The sequence below is a fragment of the Microvirga lenta genome (assembly GCF_020532555.1).
Classification (GTDB): domain Bacteria; phylum Pseudomonadota; class Alphaproteobacteria; order Rhizobiales; family Beijerinckiaceae; genus Microvirga; species Microvirga lenta.
On sequence record NZ_JAJBBR010000015.1, the window covers coordinates 22,354 to 41,900 of the forward strand.

At 65.0% G+C, this 19,547-nt stretch carries 7 protein-coding genes; all 7 read right to left on the minus strand.

Features of this window, described 5'->3' with window-relative positions:
• Positions 1 to 54: 54 nt before the first annotated feature.
• The 7 genes from glgB to otsA are packed head-to-tail and all read right to left on the minus strand — an operon-like array spanning position 55 to position 19,341.
• Positions 55 to 2,340, minus strand: coding sequence for a 1,4-alpha-glucan branching protein GlgB (gene glgB / locus LGR44_RS19505; RefSeq protein WP_404809960.1), 2,286 nt, complete (start codon positions 2,338 to 2,340; stop codon positions 55 to 57).
• The gene (treS, locus tag LGR44_RS19510) at positions 2,337 to 5,609 is read right to left on the minus strand and encodes a maltose alpha-D-glucosyltransferase (RefSeq protein WP_226742387.1); all 3,273 of its coding nucleotides are present in this window, start codon (positions 5,607 to 5,609) and stop codon (positions 2,337 to 2,339) included. The genes glgB and treS overlap by 4 nt, the downstream gene beginning before the upstream one ends.
• A 54-nt stretch (positions 5,610 to 5,663) precedes the next feature.
• Complete coding sequence (locus LGR44_RS19515; protein WP_449871042.1) at positions 5,664 to 9,020, minus strand: maltotransferase domain-containing protein; 3,357 nt, start codon at positions 9,018 to 9,020, stop codon at positions 5,664 to 5,666.
• A complete protein-coding gene (locus LGR44_RS19520; RefSeq protein WP_226742389.1) occupies positions 9,017 to 13,918 on the minus strand; it encodes a malto-oligosyltrehalose synthase in 4,902 nt (1,633 codons plus the stop codon). Before LGR44_RS19520 ends, LGR44_RS19515 begins: the two co-directional genes overlap by 4 nt.
• Positions 13,915 to 15,729, minus strand: coding sequence for a malto-oligosyltrehalose trehalohydrolase (treZ, locus tag LGR44_RS19525; RefSeq protein ID WP_226742390.1), 1,815 nt, complete (start codon positions 15,727 to 15,729; stop codon positions 13,915 to 13,917). Before treZ ends, LGR44_RS19520 begins: the two co-directional genes overlap by 4 nt.
• 17 nt (positions 15,730 to 15,746) lie before the next feature.
• On the minus strand, positions 15,747 to 17,834 hold the full coding sequence (gene glgX / locus LGR44_RS19530; protein WP_226742391.1) for a glycogen debranching protein GlgX: 2,088 nt from the start codon (positions 17,832 to 17,834) through the stop codon (positions 15,747 to 15,749).
• The gene (gene otsA, locus LGR44_RS19535) at positions 17,821 to 19,341 is read right to left on the minus strand and encodes an alpha,alpha-trehalose-phosphate synthase (UDP-forming) (protein ID WP_226742392.1); all 1,521 of its coding nucleotides are present in this window, start codon (positions 19,339 to 19,341) and stop codon (positions 17,821 to 17,823) included. Before otsA ends, glgX begins: the two co-directional genes overlap by 14 nt.
• Positions 19,342 to 19,547 lie beyond the last annotated feature (206 nt).

Sequence of the window (19,547 nt, forward strand, 5' to 3'; positions counted from 1 at the left end):
TCCGTGCCGGGGAATGCTCCCCGGCACGGAATTCTTCGTGCAAGGCGCTCCCAGTCACGCACTCTGCACGGGGACGTCGTTCGGCGAGAGCGCCAGCATGATCGTTCCCAAGGGGGGAATGGTCAGCGTGAGAGAGCACGGGTGACCGTGGCTCTCGGTGTCCTCGGTGACGACGCCGCCGAGATTGCCGACATTGCCGCCCCCATAGAGCCCGGCGTCGGTGTTCAGGATTTCCCTGTAGAAGCCGGGGAGGGGAACTCCGAGCCGGTATCCTTCCCGTGGCACCGGCGTGAAGTTCGAAACCACGAGCACGATCTGGTTTTCGTCGTCCCCGCGCCGCGCCCAGGCGATGACGCTGTTGTCCGCGTCGTCCGAAACGAGCCACTGGAAGCCCGACGCCTCGGTATCCCGCTCGTGGAGGGCCGGATACTCGCGATAGACCTTGTTGAGGTCGCGGATCAGCGAATGCATCCCGCGATGATAGGGGTCGTCGAGCAGGTGCCAGTCCAGGCTGATGTCATGATTCCACTCGCGCTCCTGCGCGATCTCGCCGCCCATGAACAGGAGCTTCTTGCCGGGATGCCCCCACATGAAGCCGTAATAGGCGCGCAGGTTGGCGAAGCGTTGCCAGCGGTCGCCGGGCATCTTCCCGAGCAGCGATCCCTTCCCGTGTACGACCTCGTCGTGGCTCAACGGGAGAATGAAGTTCTCCGTGAAGGCATAGAGGAGGCCGAAGGTCAGGTCGTGATGGTGGTAGCGGCGGTGGATCGGATCCTTGCTGATGAACCGCAGGGTGTCGTGCATCCAGCCCATGTTCCACTTGAAGCCGAAGCCCAGGCCGCCCGTATAGGTCGGGTGGGAGACCCCCGGCCAGGCGGTCGATTCCTCGGCGATCGTGACGGCGCCGGGAGCATTGGCGTAAACCGTCTCGTTCATGCGCCGCAGGAAATCGATGGCCTCGATGTTCTCGTTCCCGCCATAGCGGTTCGGCACCCATTCGCCGGCACGGCGGGAGTAGTCGAGGTACAGCATGGATGCCACCGCATCCACACGCAGCCCGTCGAGGTGGTACCGCTCCAGCCAGAAGCGGGCATTCGCGACCAGGAAGGCGGCCACTTCCTGCCGCCCGTAATTGTAGATGTAGGTGCCCCAATCCTGGTGGTAGCCCTGCCGCGGGTCGGCATGTTCGTAGAGATGCGTGCCGTCGAAGTAACCCAGACCGTGAGGATCGTTGGGGAAGTGCCCCGGCACCCAATCGAGGATGAGGCCGATCTTGGCCTCGTGGGCGGCTTCGACGAAGGCGGCGAAATCCTCCGGTGTGCCGAAACGGCTCGTGGGAGCATAGATAGACACCGGCTGATAGCCCCACGATCCGTCGAACGGATATTCGGTGATCGGGAGCATTTCGATATGCGTGAAGCCGAGTTCCTTGACATAAGGGATCAGGCGCTCGGCAAGTTCGCGATAGGTGAGGTAGCGGTTTCCCTCCTCGGGAACCCGCGCCCATGAGCCGAGATGGCACTCGTAGACCGACATCGGAGCCTTGCGCGGATCCTGCGCCGTGCGCTCCGCCATCCAGGCGCGGTCCTTCCACTGGTAATCGGTGGATTTGCGCAGGACGGAGGCCGTCGCCGGCGGCTTCTCCGACGCGAAGGCAAGCGGATCGGCCCTTTGCGGGAGAAGGCGCCCGTCGGGCCCCTTCAGCTCGAACTTGTAGCGCCGGCCCGGCTGCAGTTCGGGAATGAACAGTTCCCAGACGCCCGCATGGTGGCGCAGGCGCATGGGATGGGCGCGCCCGTCCCACTCGTTGAAATCGCCCACGACGCTCACGCGCTGGGCCGTGGGAGCCCACACGGTGAAGAGGAAGCCCTCTATCCCGCCCACTGTGATGGAGTGGGCGCCGAGCAGGCGATAATGCGCGTCGCTGCCCACGTCGCGGATCTGCACGAGATCCTGGTCGCTCATGATCGGACCGTAGGAATAGGGATCGTACCGCACGGCCACGCCGTCCCCGGTCTCGACGCGCAGCCGATAGCCGGGGCGCCGGCTCGCCTCCAGCCGTCCGACGAAGAACCCTGCCTCGTGGCGCCGCTCCATGGTGGAAAGCACGGCGTCTCCCTCCCACGGGAGAACCTCGATGCTTCGCGCCGTCGGGATCATCGCGCGGATTTCCCACTGGCCGGGGGCGACCTCATGCGGCCCGAGAACCGCAAAGGGATCCGGGTGGCGCGCATTCACCACGGCATCGATCGCGTCTCCGCTGAGGCGGCTGGCCGTCATGCGGCCCTTGTCGGTCCGGTCTCCCGCGGTCTTTGCGGCAATCTCGACTTCAGAGGTCATGGTTGGTCTCCCGCCTGGTCGAGGATCGAGAGCACACCCCGTATGGGCGTTTCGATCCATTCTGGCCGGTGGTCGGCCTCGTAATTGATCTCGTAGAGAGCCTTGGCCAGCATGTGGAGCTGGAGAAGGTTCCGCCTCGTGGCGTCGTCCTCCACCCAGATCGGCGTTCCGCGGGCGGCGTCATCGTACGCTTCGATGAAAGCCGCCTCCACGAGCCTGCGGCATCCCTCGGCAAGTTCGGTGATGCGATGGGTCTCGTCGGCCACCACGCGCTGCTCCACGTTGCGGGCCGCCGTATCCGCCACATAGGCGAAGGACCGCAGCATTCCAGCCACGTCGCGAAGAGGAGAGCCCTTCTGCCGCCGCTCCTCGGCGGGCCGTGCGGGTTCGCCCTCGAAATCGACGATGATCACGTCCCTTTGGGCGATCAGCACCTGTCCGAGGTGATAGTCGCCGTGAACCCGGGTCTTGATCGCCCCGACGGGCGGCTTCGACAGACGCTGGATCAGCGTCCAGCATTCGTCGCGTCTCGCCGCCAGTGCCTCCATGGCTTCGCGGGTCGTCTCCGACGCGCTGCCCGAAAGACGGCGGATGGCCGCGAAGGCACGCTCGCCCTGAGCCTTGGCATCGGCGGCGGCGATGCGGACATCGTCCTCCGTCATCTCCTCAGCCGCAAAGGCCGGGTCGTCGGTGGGCGTGGCGAAGGCCAGGTGCATTTCAGCCGTGCGCTGCCCCAGGGTCCGAACGGTCTGAAGATAGTTCGCGAGAACGTTCTCCAGGCTCGTCTCCTCCTGATCCGTAACGAGAGCGGCCGTATCGAGCTCCCGCTTGAGCGTGTCGATCGACCAGGACCAGGCATCTCCCTGATTGCGGATGAAACGCTGGAGGATCGCAATGGCGGTCGAGGTGCCGTCCGCCGAGACGTGCTCGACCGAGCCGAGCAGGGCCGGCGTGTTCGTGAAACCGGCGACATCGGTGAGGAAGCGCCCGACTTCGACCTCCGGGTGGGTGCCCGGCTGGAGCCGCCGGTAGAGCTTCAGGATCATGTGCTCGCCGATCTGGATCGACGTGTTGCTCTGTTCGGCGGATAGCCGCTTGATCTCGTCGATCTCGGCATCCTTGAGATCCGCGAGGGCCGCCGTGGGCGTGAAATGGATCCGGCCACCTTCCTGGGTTGGAATCTCATCGCTGCGATGGAGCGCATCGAGCAGGGAGATGGCGAAATTGTCCGACGAGCCTGCGCCATAGAGAAGGCCGACCCGCGGCCCGCGCCGGACCCGCGCCACCGCGTAGGGAAGGAGGTGTTCGTCCTCCTGGCCTTCGTCGAGAGCAAGGGGAATCGAGTAGGCCTGCTGCTCTCCGCCTTCCAGCTCGATCGTGACGAGCGGCAGGAGAATCTCGTCGCGGCCGGACCGGCTCTTCATCGTGGCGAAATCGATCAGCTTCGCGCCCCTGACCTTCTTGCCCTTGCCCGCGAACCACCGCTGGGAGGTGATGAAGCGCGGGGCCATCGTGCGCTCGAACGCAGCCCGTTCGCGCCCTTTGAAGATGGTCTCGGTCCCGCCGGTCAGCACGAGGGTAAACAGCTCCGGAGAGGTTGTCATGGGCACCTGAGGCCTGTCGGCCGGTGCGGCCGTGAGCTGGAACCAGTAGAAGCCATAGGCGGGGAGCGTGAGCAGGTAAGGGAGATCGCCGATCGGCGGAAAGGCGCTGCCGCCCGTCAGCTCCGTCGGCGTGCAACCCTTGTGCTCCGACAGGTCGAGCTCCACCGCCTGGGGCGAGCGCGACACGTTGACGACGCACAGGATGCTCTCTTCCTCCGTCTCCCGGATATAGGCGAGAACCTTGCGGTTGGAGGGATAGAGGAAGCGCAGGCCTCCCCGTCCGAAGACGTCGTGGTTGCGTCGAATCGCGATCAGGCGGCGCATCCAGTTGAGGAGGCTTCCCGAGCTGCGGAGCTGGGCTTCCACGTTGACGGCATTGAAACCGTAGATCGGGTCCTGGATGGCGGGCAGGAACAGGCGCGCCGGATCGGACCGGCTGAATCCGCCGTTGCGGTCGGGAGACCACTGCATCGGCGTGCGGACGCCGTCGCGGTCGCCGAGATAGATGTTGTCGCCCATGCCGATCTCGTCGCCGTAGTAGAGGACCGGCGTGCCTGGCATGGAGAGGAGCAGCGAATTCAGGAGCTCGATCTTGCGCCGGTCGTTGTCGAGGAGAGGCGCAAGGCGCCGGCGGATGCCCAAATTGATGCGGGCGCGGCGCTCGTTGGCATAGAAGGACCAGAGATAGTCGCGCTCCTTGTCGGTCACCATTTCGAGGGTGAGCTCGTCGTGGTTGCGCAGAAAGATGGCCCATTGGCAGCCTTCCGGCACCTCCGGGGTCTGGCGCATGATATCGGTGATCGGGTGCCGGTCCTCCTGGGCGAGCGCCATGTACATCCGCGGCATCAGCGGGAAATGGAACGCCATGTGGCACTCGTCGCCGTCGCCGAAATAGGGCGCCGTCTCCTCGGGCCATTGGTTGGCCTCGGCGAGAAGCATCCTGTCGGGATAGGCGGCATCGAGGGCCGCCCGAATCTTCTTGATGACGTCGTGGGTCTCGGGAAGATTCTCGCAGTTCGTGCCTTCACGCTCGATCAGATACGGGATCGCGTCGAGGCGGAGCCCGTCGACTCCCATGTCGAGCCAGTAGCGCATGACGTCCAGGACGGCGTCGAGAACGCGGGGGTTGTCGAAGTTGAGGTCCGGCTGGTGAGCATAGAAACGGTGCCAGTAATACGCCTGCGCCACCGGGTCCCAGGACCAGTTCGAGGGCTCGGTGTCGAGAAAGATGATGCGGGTGTCCTGATATTTCTGGTCCGTATCGGACCAGACGTAGAAGTCCCGCGCGGCGGAGCCGGGCTTGGCGCGGCGGGCCTTCTGGAACCACGGATGCTGCTCCGAGGTGTGGTTGATGACGAGTTCCGTGATGACCCTCAGACCGCGATCATGAGCTTCCTTCACGAAGCGCCGGAAGTCACGCATCGTGCCGTAGCCGGGATTGATCCCGCGGTAATCCGAGATGTCGTAGCCGTCGTCGCGCAGCGGGGAGGGGTAGAAGGGCATCACCCAGATGGCGGTGACGCCGAGATCCTTGATGTAATCGAGCTTGCGCGTCACCCCTTCGAAATCGCCGATGCCATCGTCGTTCGAGTCGAAGAACGATTTTACGTGCAGTTGGTAGATGATGGCGTCGCGGTACCAGTCGGTGTCGCTGCGGTCGATCATGGCTCACTTCTTTGCTTCGAAAACGGGAACTCCGGGGTGAACATGCGCGGCCGCTCACCGGGACCGGCTATCGGGCGGGATGAGGCGCCAGATGACGACGGGCCGTTCCCCCGGATCTAGGGCGATGCGGTGGCTCTTGCCATGCAGAGTGAAGCGCCCTCCATTCAGAAGATCCTCGACCTCGATCGCGGCGTGATCCGGCAGGCCGAATTCCCACAGGGGTATCTCGTAGGTGCATTCCTGCCGGTTCCGCGGGTCGAGATTGACCAGGACGAAGACGCAGTTGTCCTTCTCGCGGGTGGTCCGGACATAGGCGAGGATCTGGTCGTTCCAGGCATTCGCGAAGCTGATGTTCCGGAAGTCCCAGAGCGCCGGGTTTTCGCGCCGGATCTGGTTGAGGCGCCGGATGTGGTCCGAGATGTTCCCGGGCCGATCGCAATCCCAGGTCTTCAGCTCGTACTTCTCCGAATCGAGATATTCCTCCTTGCCGCGAACCGGGGTCCCCTCGCAGAGCTCGAACCCGTTGTAGATGCCGTAGACGCTGGACAGGGTCGCCGCCAGCGTGCCGCGGATGACGAAGCCGGGCGGGCCGCTCGTCTGCAGGAAATAGGGGTTGATGTCCGGGGTGTTCGCGAAGAAGTTCGGCCGGTAGTACTCGCCCATCGAGGTGTGGGCGAGCTCGGTCATGTACTCGATCAGCTCCTGCTTCGTGTTGCGCCAGGTGAAGTAGGTATACGATTGCTGGAAGCCCGCTTTCGCCAGCTTCTTCATCATCTTCGGCCGCGTGAAGGCCTCTGCCAGGAAGATCACGTCCGGATGCTGGCTGTTCACGTCCGCGATCATCCATTCCCAGAACGGAATCGGCTTGGTGTGGGGGTTGTCGACCCGGAAGATCTTGACGCCCTGTTCGACCCAGAACAGCACCACGTCCCGGAGCTCCAGCCAGAGGGACGGCAGGGCCTCCCCATAGAAGTGGACATTGACGATGTCCTCGTACTTTTTCGGCGGGTTCTCGGCAAAGCGGATGCTGCCGTCCGGACGCCAGTCGAACCATTCCGGATGCTCCTTGATCCAGGGATGGTCGGGCGAGCACTGGATCGCGAAGTCGAGGGCAATCTCAAGGCCGTAATCATGCGCCGCCGCAAGGAGGTTCCGGAAGTCCTCCAGCGTGCCGAGTTCCGGGTGGACCGCCTTGTGTCCGCCTTCCTCCGAGCCGATGGCGTAGACGCTTCCGGGATCATCCGGCGCTGGCGTCAGGGTGTTGTTGCGGCCCTTGCGGTTGGTCTTGCCGATGGGGTGGATCGGCGTGAAGTAGAGAACGTCGAAGCCGAGATCCTTGATGCGCGGCAGCTGGCCGATCACGTCGGTGAAGGTGCCATGGACGGTCGGATCCCCGGATTGCGAGCGGGGAAAGATCTCGTACCAGGCCGAGAACCGGGCGGCGAGGCGGTCGGCGACGACCTCCAGGATGGGTTCGTAGCGCGAGACGTTCTGACGTTCGGCGTTACGGTCGATCAGTTCCCGGTTCTCATCATCGAGCATCAGTTCAAGCTGCGCGACGGAGCCGTCCTCGTGCTCCTTCAACCGCTTCACCAGATCCGCCAAGGCGTCCGCATCGGACTCTTCCGCCAGACCTGCGGCCTTCTCCACGATACGCAGGCCCTCGATGGTTTCGAGGCGCACGTTCTGCCCCGCACCGCGCTTCTTCTCGACCTCGTTCAGCCAGGTGGCGAAGGGATCGCGCCAGGCTTCGATGGTGTACTGGTAGCGGGCATTCCGCTCCAGCGGGAAACGCCCGGCCCAGCGGTCGTTGTCGACGAAGGCCATGGGAGCCCGGTGCCACGTGCTCTCGCCACACATCCGGTAGAGCAGGGCGGCGTTGAACTTGTCATGGCCGTCGGTGAAGATGTCGGCCGTCACCTCCATGACGTCGCCAGCCACGCGCTTGACCGCCGAGCGGCCGTTGTCGATCTCGGGCAGGACGCTCTCGATGATCACGCGCCCTTCGCCGGTAGGCTGGCGCGAGCGCCTGCGGGTCTTCATCGGCATCGCGCGCCGGGCCGAGAGGATGCGGAATTCCAGCGGCTTCAGGACGATCGCGGACCCGGGCGTGAAGGAAAGCGGCGAGGCGTCCGGCGTCATGTCCCGGAAGCTTTCGAACACGCCGCCGCTGCGGCTGACAAGTGCCTCCGGATCGACACTCTGCTCGGTGTCCGTAACGTTCGCCAGCACGAGCACTGCGCTGCCGGCCGAAGCGTAGTGCCCTGCATCGTAGCGAATGAGCGCTGCCAGAGAGTTGTCCGGTCCGCTGATCGCCCACTGGGCGCCCTCGCGGTTGGCCGCGGGCAGCTCGGTCCGCAGCCGGTTCACGGCCGTGATGAACTCGGAAATGTCGATTCCGGTCATCTCCCGGTGCGCCGGCGTGGTCCCGGCAATATCCAAGGGGCGGCGATAACCCCATTCGTAGCCGATCGGCATCAGTACGCCCGTGGAGAAGAACGCCGCTAGGGCATAGCGTGCTTTCAGCAGTCGCGCGACCTGCTCCGGATCGTCGTCCGCCTTCGCGGCGAGGCGGCCCGTGTCGTGGTTTTCGGGAAAGGCGATCGAGGGAGCGGACGTGCGCAATGCCTCGTATTGTTCGAGGGCCCACGGCGCCTTGAGATCCCACCACGCGAAGCTGTTGAACAGGAAATCGAAACCCGCATCCACCGTCGCCTTCGTCTCGACGAGGCCGCGTCCGAGGGTCTCGGCCACGAAGCGGCATCGGGGATCGCGCTCCTTCGCGGCACGGATAAGGTCCCGCCAGACCTGGGGCGGCACCCTGTAAGCCATTGCGCAACGAAAGCCCCGCACGCCGAGGGTCTGAAGATGCGCAATGTATCCGTTCCAGTACTCGGTCAGGGCCTCGCGTGATCGGGCGCTGCCGTAATCGAGCTGTGCCACGTCCCCCGGCACGGCCCCGTTCGTTGTGCCGTTCGGCTCGAGGATGAAGGGATTCCGGAACTCGCCGTCGTCGTTGCGGTGAAAAAGGTCGGGCCTTTCCTGTCCCAGGCGAGCGTCCGGAGCCGTGTGTCCGATCACCAGATCGACCATCACTCGCAGGCCGAGAGCGTCCGCCTCCTGGACGAAGCGACGGATCTGCGCGTCGTCGTCCTCGCCTTCGTCGCGGAAGCGGGGATCCAGGCGATAGGGGTCCCTGATCGCGTAGAGGCTGCCGGATTCACCCGTTTCGTGGAACGGATTGACGTACACCCAGTCGAATCCCATTCGCGCAATGCGCGGCAGTTCCGCCGTCCACGCGGAAACCGTTCCCACGAGAAGCGGGAACAGATTGTAGATCCGCGGGCCGAGTTCGACCGGGGAGGGAGCCTCCCTCTTCATGCCTGTACGTTGCCGTTCCATCATATTCATGACTGTGCCCTCAGCACTGAAAACGGGAGATCCGTGAAGAGTTCCGAGATTCGCGTTGTGTTCTGGCCGATCTCTGTGATTTCACCCGTGATGATGTTGCGCCAGCTCCCCGGCGGAACCTGCACGCTGGTGTCGCCCCAAACCTCCGCCCCCAGAGGGGGCGTCTCGTCCTGGATCAGCCTGGTGACGAGGCGGGGCACGATGACGAGGAGGCGTTCCTCGCCGCTGGTACGGGTGAATGCGAGAACGTTCCGGCTCAGGGAACCATGCGGTCGCACGACCTGGTAGTCGCTGGAGGCATAGAGTCCCGGGCACTCGGCGCGATCCGCGAGAAGGGCGGCGAGAACCCGCTGCTTGATGCGCCCATCCTGCCAGTGCGGCATCAGCGAGGCAGCCGGCGCGTTGGCGTCGAGCGCCGCCGTCCGGAGATCGTAGTCAACCGGCCGCCGGTTGTCGGGGTCGACGAGGGAGAGGTCCCACATCTCCGTGCCTTGATAGATGTCCGGCACGCCGGGCAGGGTCACCTTGAGGATCGTGCGCGCCAAGCCGGCCAGCATGCCGGAGAAGGCCAGACGCCGGGCGAGGGGGCGGAAGTCGCTCAGGAACGAGGCTTCGGGATCGAGGAGTTCCCGCACGAGGCCAAGGGTGGCGGCCTCATAGGCTTCATTCACATGAACCCAGCTCGTATGCCGCTTCGCCTCCCTGAGAGCCTTGGTCACGAAGCCTTCGATCCGCTCGCGGAAGGCGGCGACGGCATTCGCCTCCGCTCCTTCGTCGAGGAGCTCGACGGGCCACGCCCCGAGGATCGCCTGGAGGATGAGGTACTGGTCGTTGGCGTCGGGCCGGGCCTCGCCGTCGCCCTTGGCATGAGAGAAGACGGTTTCCTGCCACCGGCGGAGGGCTTCTGCCCAGAGGTCCGGTACCTCGGAAAGGACGTTGAGGCGCGCCCTCGCATCCTCTCCGCGCTTCGTGTCGTGGGTTGCCGTCGCGATCATGGCATGGGGCCAGGAGCGCGCCCGATCCTGGTTGATCCGGTGGAACTCCTCGGCGGGCACCCCGAAATGGTGCGGGTCGCCGCCCACCTCGTTCAGGGAGAGGAGGCGCACATAGCGGTAGAAGAAGGTGTCCTCCAGGCTCTTCGCCATGACCGGTCCGGTAAGCTGCTGGAACCGGCGACGGAACCGGCGCACGAGTTCGGTGTCCGGTCCCACGGCGGGTGCGTCGGCGTGATCCGTGAGAAGGGAGGCCGCGATGAAGTCGTGCACGGTCCTGTCCGGCAGCACGCTGTGCCGCTTCGAGGCTTCGATCGTTTCCTCCAGAAGGGCGCGGTCCTCAGGGACCGCTTCAGCCTCTCCCAGATAGGTGCGGTAGACAGGGAAGCGCGCGATGATCTCCGACAAGGCCCTGCGGAGGGCGTAGACGGTGTAATCCCGCGTCCGCCGGTCCGAATCCGCCAGCCGCTTGAGATCGGAGGTGAGCACCTCAAGCTCACTGGCGAAACTGGTTTCGAGCACCTCGACCTTCGCCTCGCGCAGCAGGGCTCCGTAGCGCCCTTCGAGGCCGCTCATCGAACGATAGAGCTGCTCCATTTTCTCGGCTGCCGTCGAATCGACGAACACGCCGTCGAGGAGATTGAGCACGTCGTAGCCGGTCGTGCCGGCAACGGGCCAGGGGCGCAGAGGCTCACCAGGCTCCAGGATCTTCTCGATCACGATGTAGAAGCCGGGGCCCACGGCGGCCTGCAGGGCGCGCAGATAACCCTCGGGATCGGCGAGCCCGTCCACGTGGTCGATCCGCAAGCCCTGGATCAAGCCCTCGCGCACCAGCCGGAAGACCATGGCATGGCTGCGTTCGAACACGTCCGTATCTTCGACGCGCAGGCCCGCCAGGGCATTGATGTCGAAGAAGCGCCGGTAGTTGATGTCGCTCGCGGCGACCCGCCAATGGGCGAGCCGGTAGGCCTGCGCCTCGAGAATGCGGTGAAGCGTGCCGAAGCTTTCCGGCAGCCCGACCGAACCGTTGATGAAGGTGACCGCGTGGTCGATCGCCTGCTGGAGCTCGGGCGTGCCGGCGACGGCCTGAGCCAAACGACCCTTGAGCGTTTCGCATTCCTCGGGAAAGGCCGCGCGTCTTTCCGGAATGGTCTCGTCGTTCATGGTCCGGAGGCGCTCGCTGATCGCCAGCATCTCCGCACTGCCGCCACTTGGTCCTGCCGGAAGGGCCGCCAAGGCCCTGTCGAGAATGATCGGATAGGTGAGGGGGCATACGGGGAAACGATGCTCCCAGTGCCAGACGCTGAAACTGCCCTCCTCCGCATCGTAGGTGAGCTTCAGGTCGCCCTTCTCGAGGGCCTCGCCGTAGCGGTCGCCGAGGAATGGGACGATCAGCTTGTGGTTGGCGCCGAGGCGCTCCCAGTCGATGTCGAAGGCACGCCCGAAGGGCGAGAGCTCGCCCCATTCGAGCACGGACAGCCACCACGCGTTGTCGGCACCGCCGACGCCCATGTGGTTGGGGACGATGTCGAGCACCAGGCCGAGCCCATGCTCCTTCAACGCATCCGTCAGGCGCCTGAAGCCCTCTTCCCCGCCCAGTTCGGGATTGATGCGGGAGTGATCGACGATGTCGTAGCCGTGAACCGATCCGGGGCGCGCCGTGTGGATGGGCGACGAGTAGACATGGCTGATGCCGAGCTTCGCCAGATAAGGAACGATGCGGACCGCATCGTCGAAGGTGAAGTCCTTGTGAAACTGCAGCCGATAGGTCGCGCGGGGAGGGGGAGAGGCGAGCGTGCTCGTGCGCGGCTGGATTCCACGTCCTTCCTCGGCCAGGGCGGCGGCGAGCTTCGCAAGCTCGCTGCCCGGCGCGATGATGGCGTCGAGATCGGTCCCGAGCCGGCGCTTCCAGTTCGGATGGCTCTGGTCCTGCCCCGGAAGGTTGGCTTGGTTCAGTTCGCCGGATGCGTCCTCGATCTGCAGACCGACGAGGGAGGAGGGCGTCCGCGCCAGATAGCGCATCATCGGTTCCAGCGGAGGCTCCTCGGGAGCCTCGTGGCCGTGCAGGAGCCCTCGTTCGGACAAGGCCTCGTGGAAGAGCCGGAGATCGTTCCTGCGGCCTCCCCTCTCCCTTTCGGCCGTATCGTTATCGTAGACTCCGAGGGTCTGCCGCAAATCGGTGTCGAGACCGCGCCACCAGCCACGGAAGGTCGGCAGGTCGTGCGTCGTGAACACCGCCAGGGCGGAGCGGGGATAGCTCTCGGGCCGCTTGAAGGCTCCGCCATCCTCTCGTTCGAACCAGAGAACCCGGTAACTCAGGATGCCCGAGGCCATGATCGCGTCGGAGAAGCCTTCCGGCCCTGTGCCGAGATCCTCCGCAATGACCACGCTGCGCGCCCGGTTGCTCTCGAGGCGCAGCACCGCCAGCATCGCCTCGAAGGGATAGGAGACGTAGGCACCCTGCGCGGCCGACATGCCGGACGGAATCAGGAACAGGCGCTGAATCTGGAAGGCATGGTCGATCCGGATCGCACCGGCATGGCGCATGTTGGAGGCGACGAGTGCGCGGAACGCCGCCAGGCCCTGCTCCTCCAGCGTGAGAGGGTTGAAGGGGGGCAGACCCCAGTTCTGGCCGGTGGGGCCGAAGGGATCGGGCGGCGAGCCGATCGACAGGCCCGGCGCGAAGCGCTCGGGATTGGACCAGATCTCGGAACCGCCTGCATCGGCCCCGACGGCGAGGTCGCGATAGAGCCCGATGTTCATTCCGGCCGAGCGCGCCCGATCGGACGCCTCGCCGAGTTGAAGATCCGCCAGCCATTGCAGCCATGCGTGGAATGCCACCAGGTCCGCGCTGTCGCGCTCGAAGGCCCGGACCTCGCGCGAACGGGCGTTCCGGTAGGGCTCGGGCCAGTCGCCGAGCCACCAGCGCTCCTCCCTCCGGAAATGCTCCGAGAGGGCTTCGAACGTGGCATGGGCCTGCAGCGCCTCTCCGCCCTTGCGGCGGAACGTTTCGAAGGCGGCGTGATCGCCGCCGTTCTGGAAATCCTCCCAGAGGGCATCGAGAAGCGAACGCTTCAGGTCCCACACCGCCGCATGATCGACGAGCGGTGCATCGCGCAGCGCCGCAAGCCGTTCCTGCATGCCGGAATCGTCGAGGAGCCTGGCGGCGCGGCTTTCCGAGAAGCCTGCCACGGCGACGGGGTTGATGAAGATCGTTTCGAGGAAGAGGCGGGAGGAGGGGGAGTAGGGGGAGATCTTGGTGCGGTCGGCGGAGAAAAGGGCGTGAACCGGGCTGAGGCCGAGGAACGAGGCCCCGAACTCGCCCGTACCGGCCGCAAGATCGGCGACGTCGGTATAGTCGCCGATTCCCTGATTGCGGGCCGAGCGAAGGGAATAGATTTGGGTCGTGGTGCCCCACAGGCGGCCGCCCTCGCGCATGGCGCGCGGTTCCCAGCACCGGCGTGGAGCCGCGATGATCGTCGCCTGCGCCGTCCGGCCCTCGGCCTGAACCTGGAGACGGTGATAGCCCAAGGGAAGCGGGGCCAGCATGATCGTGGCGCCCTCGGCGCCATTCGTCACCTTCGCCCGGCCTTCCCGTGTGGCGCCACCCTCTTCCTGCAGGCGCCAGACGACGGAGCCGCTCGTCACTCCGCGAACGGGAACGGTAAACTGGCGCCCGGATTCGGCCGGTATCAATGCGGGCACGAGACCATTCTTCAGGGCTTCGACACGGCCCAGCGTATCGCGCGCCTCGGCCTCGCTTTCGATTTCCAGTCCGAGCCCTGCGAGAGCGGCTCTCTTCGACTCGAGAGGGGTCTCGATCGTCTTCCCCTCCTGGTCCCGATACCGGTCGGCGACGCCGACCAATGCGGCGATCCGGCGGATGATCTCGTCATGTCCGCTCATCGGGCAGAATCCTTGATGAACATCCCAGTCCAGGATGGCAGACGTGCGCGCCCGCCTTCATGTTCCACGTTGGAACTGCTCCAGATGGCGGAGCCCGTGCTCCCAACCTCCACCTCGGCGGGGCTCTCGCCGAAATTGGCCACGAAGCGCAGCGTGCCGCCTTCATAGCGCCAGACGACATCGAGGAGTCCCGGCTTCGGCTGGGAGCTGCGAGCTTCGATGAAACGCGTCTTGGTCAGCGGGACGACCTCGGCCTGGCGCAGTTCCAGCAACCGGCGCGTTTCAGCCAAAACCTCGGCATGGGGAGACTTGGATCGCTCCTGCCAGTCGAGTTTCGAGCGGGTGAAGGTTTCCTCCAGAGTCGGATCCGGGATCTGGTCATGCCCGCCTTCCGCGAAAGACTTGAAGTTGGCAAACTCGCGACGGCGTCCCTCTCTGACGGCGTTCGACAGGGCCTCGTCTTCTGCGAAGTCGACGAAGTAGAGGAACGGTGTCGAGGCCGCCCACTCCTCTCCCATGTAGAGAAGGGGAATTTGGGGCGAGAGCAGGAGCCCCGCGCGGGCCAGGGCGAGCCGTTCGGGCGAGGCGAGATCCCCAATGCGCTCGCCGAAGGCGCGATTGCCGATCTGGTCGTGGTTCTGAAGGAAGCCGACGAAGGCGGACGGCGGCAGATGGGCGGACGGTTCTCCGCGCGGCTCTCCATCCCGGTGGGCCGATGGTTCTCCCTGATAGGCGAAGCCCTCGGCAAGGCAGCGCCCGAGGCGCTCGACGGGCCGGTCTGCGTAGTCGACGTAGTATCCGTCCGCCTCCCCGGTGAGGAGCGTGTGCCAGCTGTGGTGCAGATCGTCGTCCCATTGGGCGGTGTGCAGGCGTGGACGGCCGCCATCGCGCCCAAGCCAGCGAGCCTCGTTCGCATCGTTCTCGAGCACGAGGTGCACCTCCCGGTTGGGGAGCGCGGCACGGGCCCGCTCGGCGATCTCGGCCAGGATATGCTTCTCGCTGTCGTCGAGAATGGCATGGACCGCGTCGAAGCGCAGGCCGTCCGCATGGTACTCTTCGAGCCAGTAGATGGCGTTGTGAACGAAGAAGTCGCGAACCGCCGTCGCATCCGAGCCGTCGAAGTTGATGCCGGCGCCCCATGGGGTCTGGTGTCGTTCGGTAAAGAACGATTTCGCATAGGCGTGGAGGTAGTTTCCCGATGGTCCGAAGTGGTTGTAGACCACGTCGATGAACACCATGAGGCCCAGTGCATGGGCACGATCCACGAGGCGCTTCAGATCGTCCGGTGTGCCATAGGCGGCATCGGGCGCATAATGCAGGACACCGTCATAGCCCCAGTTGCGGCTTCCCGGGAATTCCGCGAGCGGCAGGAGTTCGATGGCCGTGATGCCCGCGTCGCGCAGGTCTTCGAGCTTGCCCATGAGGCCGGCATAGGTGCCCTCCGGCGTTGCCGTTCCCACGTGCAGCTCGGAGAGAACCGTTTCCTCCCAGGGGCGACCGGTCCAGCTTCCGTCGGACCACGTATAGGCCGCCGGATCGACGACGACGCTTTCGCGGTGGACATCGTCGGGCTGGAAGCGGGACGCCGGATCGGGGACCACAAGGCCGCCATCGATCCGGAACGCGTAGCGGCTTCCGGCCCGCGCCTCGGGCACGGTCAGGCGGTGCCAGCCGCCATCCTCCTGGGTGAGGGGGCGCTCGGCCCCGTCGAGCACCAGGGCAACCTCCTGCGCGGTCGGGGCCCACAATGCAAAACGCACGCCATCATCAGTGATCGTCGCCCCAAAGGGCATCTCATGAACCCGCCGCATCGCGGTTCCCCCACCTGCTAATCGTGTTGAAAGAGAACTAGGGACCGGGGCTTGATCGGGAACATGCCTCCGGGCCGGACAATAAAAGAATTTTCGCGTACGAGCCCTTCGGGCAGGCTGGTGTCGAACACCTGGATCCAGCGGCCGTTCGGGATGTCCTTGGGCAGCTGGAACTTGATCCGTTGAGGCGCGGCGTTGATCAGAAGCAGCAGTCGGTGGCCGTCGGGCGCGTCGTTGCCGAGCTGCATGCCGAAGGTGCGCCTTTCGCCGTCCGCCCAGTCCCTGTCGCCCATTTCGCGCCCCTCCGGCGCAAGCCAGTGCACATCCTTCAGCCCGTCCTCCGACACCGGTGCGCCGCTGAGAAAGGAGTTGCGCCTGAAAGCCATGTAACGGCGGCGGAGCGCGATGAGGTTGCGCACGAAGTCGAGGAGATTCGGGTCCGTTGAGCTGGCCGCCAGCCAGTCCAGCCAGCTTGTCTCGTTGTCCTGAGCGTAGGCGTTGTTGTTGCCCTTCTGGCTGCGGGAGAATTCATCCCCCATCAGAAGCATGGGAACGCCCTGCGAGAAGAAGACCGTGGCCAGCAGATTTCGTTTCATCTGCGCCCGAAGGGACAGGATCTTCGGGTCTTCCGTCGGCCCTTCCACACCCCAGTTCGAAGACAGGTTATGGCCGTGGCCGTCCTTGTTCCCCTCGCCATTCGCCTCGTTGTGGCGCTCGTTATAGCTGACGAGGTCCTGCAGGGTGAAACCGTCGTGCGAGCATACGAAGTTGATGGAAGCATAGGGTGCCCGCCCGGACCACCCATAGATCTCGCGCGAGCCGGTCATGACCCGCGTGAGTTTCGGAAGCTGCTCCGGATCGCCGCGCCAGAAGGCCCTTACCGTGTCCCGGAACTGGTCGTTCCACTCGCTCCAGCCCATCGGGAAGCCGCCGACCCTGTATCCGCCTCCGCCCAGGTCCCACGGTTCGGCGATGAGCTTGACGCGGCTCAGCACCGGGTCCTGTCCGACCGCCCGAAGGAAGCCGGCCCGATGGGAGAAGTCGTACGGCTCGCGCGCGAGGCTCGTCGCCAGATCGAAGCGGAAGCCGTCGATGTGGTAGGTCTCGACCCAGTGGCGCAGGGAATCGAGCACCATCTGCAGCACGCGCGGGTGGTCCAGGTTGACCGTATTGCCGGTGCCGGTCGTGTCCCAGTAGAAGCGGGGATCGGGTGAGAGCTTGTAGTAGCTCGCATTGTCGATGCCCCGGAAGGACAGGGTAGGGCCGAGGTGATTGCCTTCGGCGGTGTGGTTGTAGACCACGTCGAGGAGCACTTCGATCCCTGCTTCGTGCAGAGTCCGAATGGCGCTCTTGAAGCCGAGGATGCCGTCTTCGCCGAGATAGCGAGGCTCGGGCGCGAAAAACGCGAGGGTGGAATAGCCCCAATAGTTGCGAAGACCCTTCTCGACGAGAAACCGGTCGTCCGCGAAGCCATGGATCGGCATCAGCTCGATGGCCGTGACGCCGAGCTTGACCAGATGCTCGACGACCGCAGGATGTCCCAGGGCCGCGTAGGAGCCTCGGACGGGTTCCGGGATGTCCGGGTGCAGCGCAGTCAGCCCCTTCACGTGCGCTTCGTAGATGACCGTATCGGTCCAGGGACGGCGCAGCGGGCGGTCGTCGCCCCAGGGATAGAACGGGTCCTCGACCACGCATTTCGGCATCATCGGGGCGCTGTCGCGCCGGTCGGGCGTCAGATCGCTGCGATGGGCGCCTGAGCGGTAGCCGAACAGGGCATCGTGCCACCGGATCCGGCCGTGGAGCTGCCTCGCATAAGGGTCGATCAGGAGCTTGTGAGGATTGAAGCGGTGGCCGTGCCGCGGCTCGTAGGGGCCGTGCACCCGATAGCCGTAGAGCTGCCCGGGCTTGATGCCTTCCAGATAGCCGTGCCAGATCTGGTCGGTCCTCTGGGGAAGCTGGATTCTTGCCGTCTCATGCCGCCCGGTCGGGTCGTAGAGACAGAGCTCCACAGCAGTGGCATGGGCAGAGAAGAGCGAGAAGTTGACGCCCTTTCCATCCCATGTGGCCCCGAGCGGAAGTGGCGATCCGTCGTCAACCCGGAGCATGGGCGACCCGGTTGCGAGGCCGGCCGCTGCCGCCCCTGTCGCCTTCCGGTGCAGCGGGCAGGTCGTCGCAAAGGGCAGTCAGGAAGCTTCGGCACCAGTTGTCGATTCCGTTCGAGCGCAGCCGGATCATCAGGGCGTTCCAGCGCTCCTTGCGTTCCTCGAGCGGCATCTCGACCGCCCGCGCGATGGCTGCGGCGGTTGCTTCGGTGTCGTAGGGATTCACGAGGAGCGCGGCATCGAGCTCATGCATGGCCCCGGCGAAGCGAGACAGAACGAGCACGCCGGGATCGTCCGGATCCTGAGACGCGACGAATTCCTTGGCCACGAGGTTCATGCCGTCACGAAGCGGGGTGACGAGGCCGACCCGGGCCATGCGGTAGAGGCCCGCCAGTTGGGTGTGGCCGATGGTCTTGTTCAGGTAGCGGATCGGCGTCCAATCCACTTCGCCGAGATTGCCGTTGGTCCAGCCGGCCTGCTCGGCGATCTCGTGCTGCATCTTCTTGTATTCGGGCACGTCCGAACGGGATTTCGGCGTGACCTGGAGGTAGACGACGCGGTTGCGCAGTTCGGGATTCGAGCGAACGCAGCACGCGAAGGCCTCGATCCGCTGCTTGATGCCTTTGGAATAGTCGAGACGATCGACGCCGATGATCAGGTCGCGGTTGCCCATGCTGGCGCGCATGCGCCGCACCACCGGGTTCCGCTCGGCGCTCGCTGCGGTCTGGGCGAAGGCATCCGTCTCGATCCCGACCGGGAAGGAGCCGATCTTGAACCGGTGGGAATCCACCTGATACTCGCCGTTCCCGACCGGAAACCCGATCCTCTCGCGCATCAGGCACTGCCGGAAGTTCTCGGCGTCCTGCGGAGTGTGGAACCCGACGACATCGTAGGAAGCGAGGCCGTTCAACAGCCGCTCGTACGAGGGCAGGGCGCTCGCGACGTCAGATGGCGGCCAGGGGATGTGGAGAAAGAACCCGATGCGGTTGCGGCACCCGAGCCGGCGGAGTTCCGCTGCCAGTGGGATGAAGTGATAGTCGTGAATCCAGATCGTATCGTCTGCGTTCAGGAGGGGCGCCAAGGCCTCGGCAAAGGTCCGATTCACCCGGAAATAGCCTTCGGTCTGGCTGCGGTCGATCTGCAGGAGATCGAGGCGGTAGTGGCAGATCGGCCAGAGAACCCGGTTGGCAAAGCCGGTGTAGAAAAGGTCGAAATCCTTCTTCAGCACGTCCAGCACGGCGAAGGTGATGTTTCCTGCCTCGACGATGTGAGGCATGTTCTCTGCCCGGTCGACCGTCCTGCCCGACCAGCCGAACCACAATCCGCCCTGCTGCTTGAGAGCGCCCTCCAGGGCGACCGCCAGGCCGCCGGCACTGGAGGTTCCGTCCTTCGTGGGAAGCGGGACCCGGTTCGACACCACGACCAGCCTGCCCGACGGATTGCCTCGGGCGAGTTCCACCCGATCGAGCCTTTCATTCTCCGCGGCTCGAGCCTTGGTGGAGGACTTCATGGAGCTTGGCCGGCGTTGCGGGGGAGTGCCTGAAGGCTCAAACCGGCTGCCCATTGGGTTGTTCATTCGCAAATCGACCATGTGGGAGATTGGTCAAGTTACAACCGCCAGCCGCCGCAGGTGTTCCGCAACGATAAAAAAAGCGTAGCAGTGATGCCGCTAGGATTTTATGGAGGCATCAGGAAATTATATTCGGATGCTGCGGA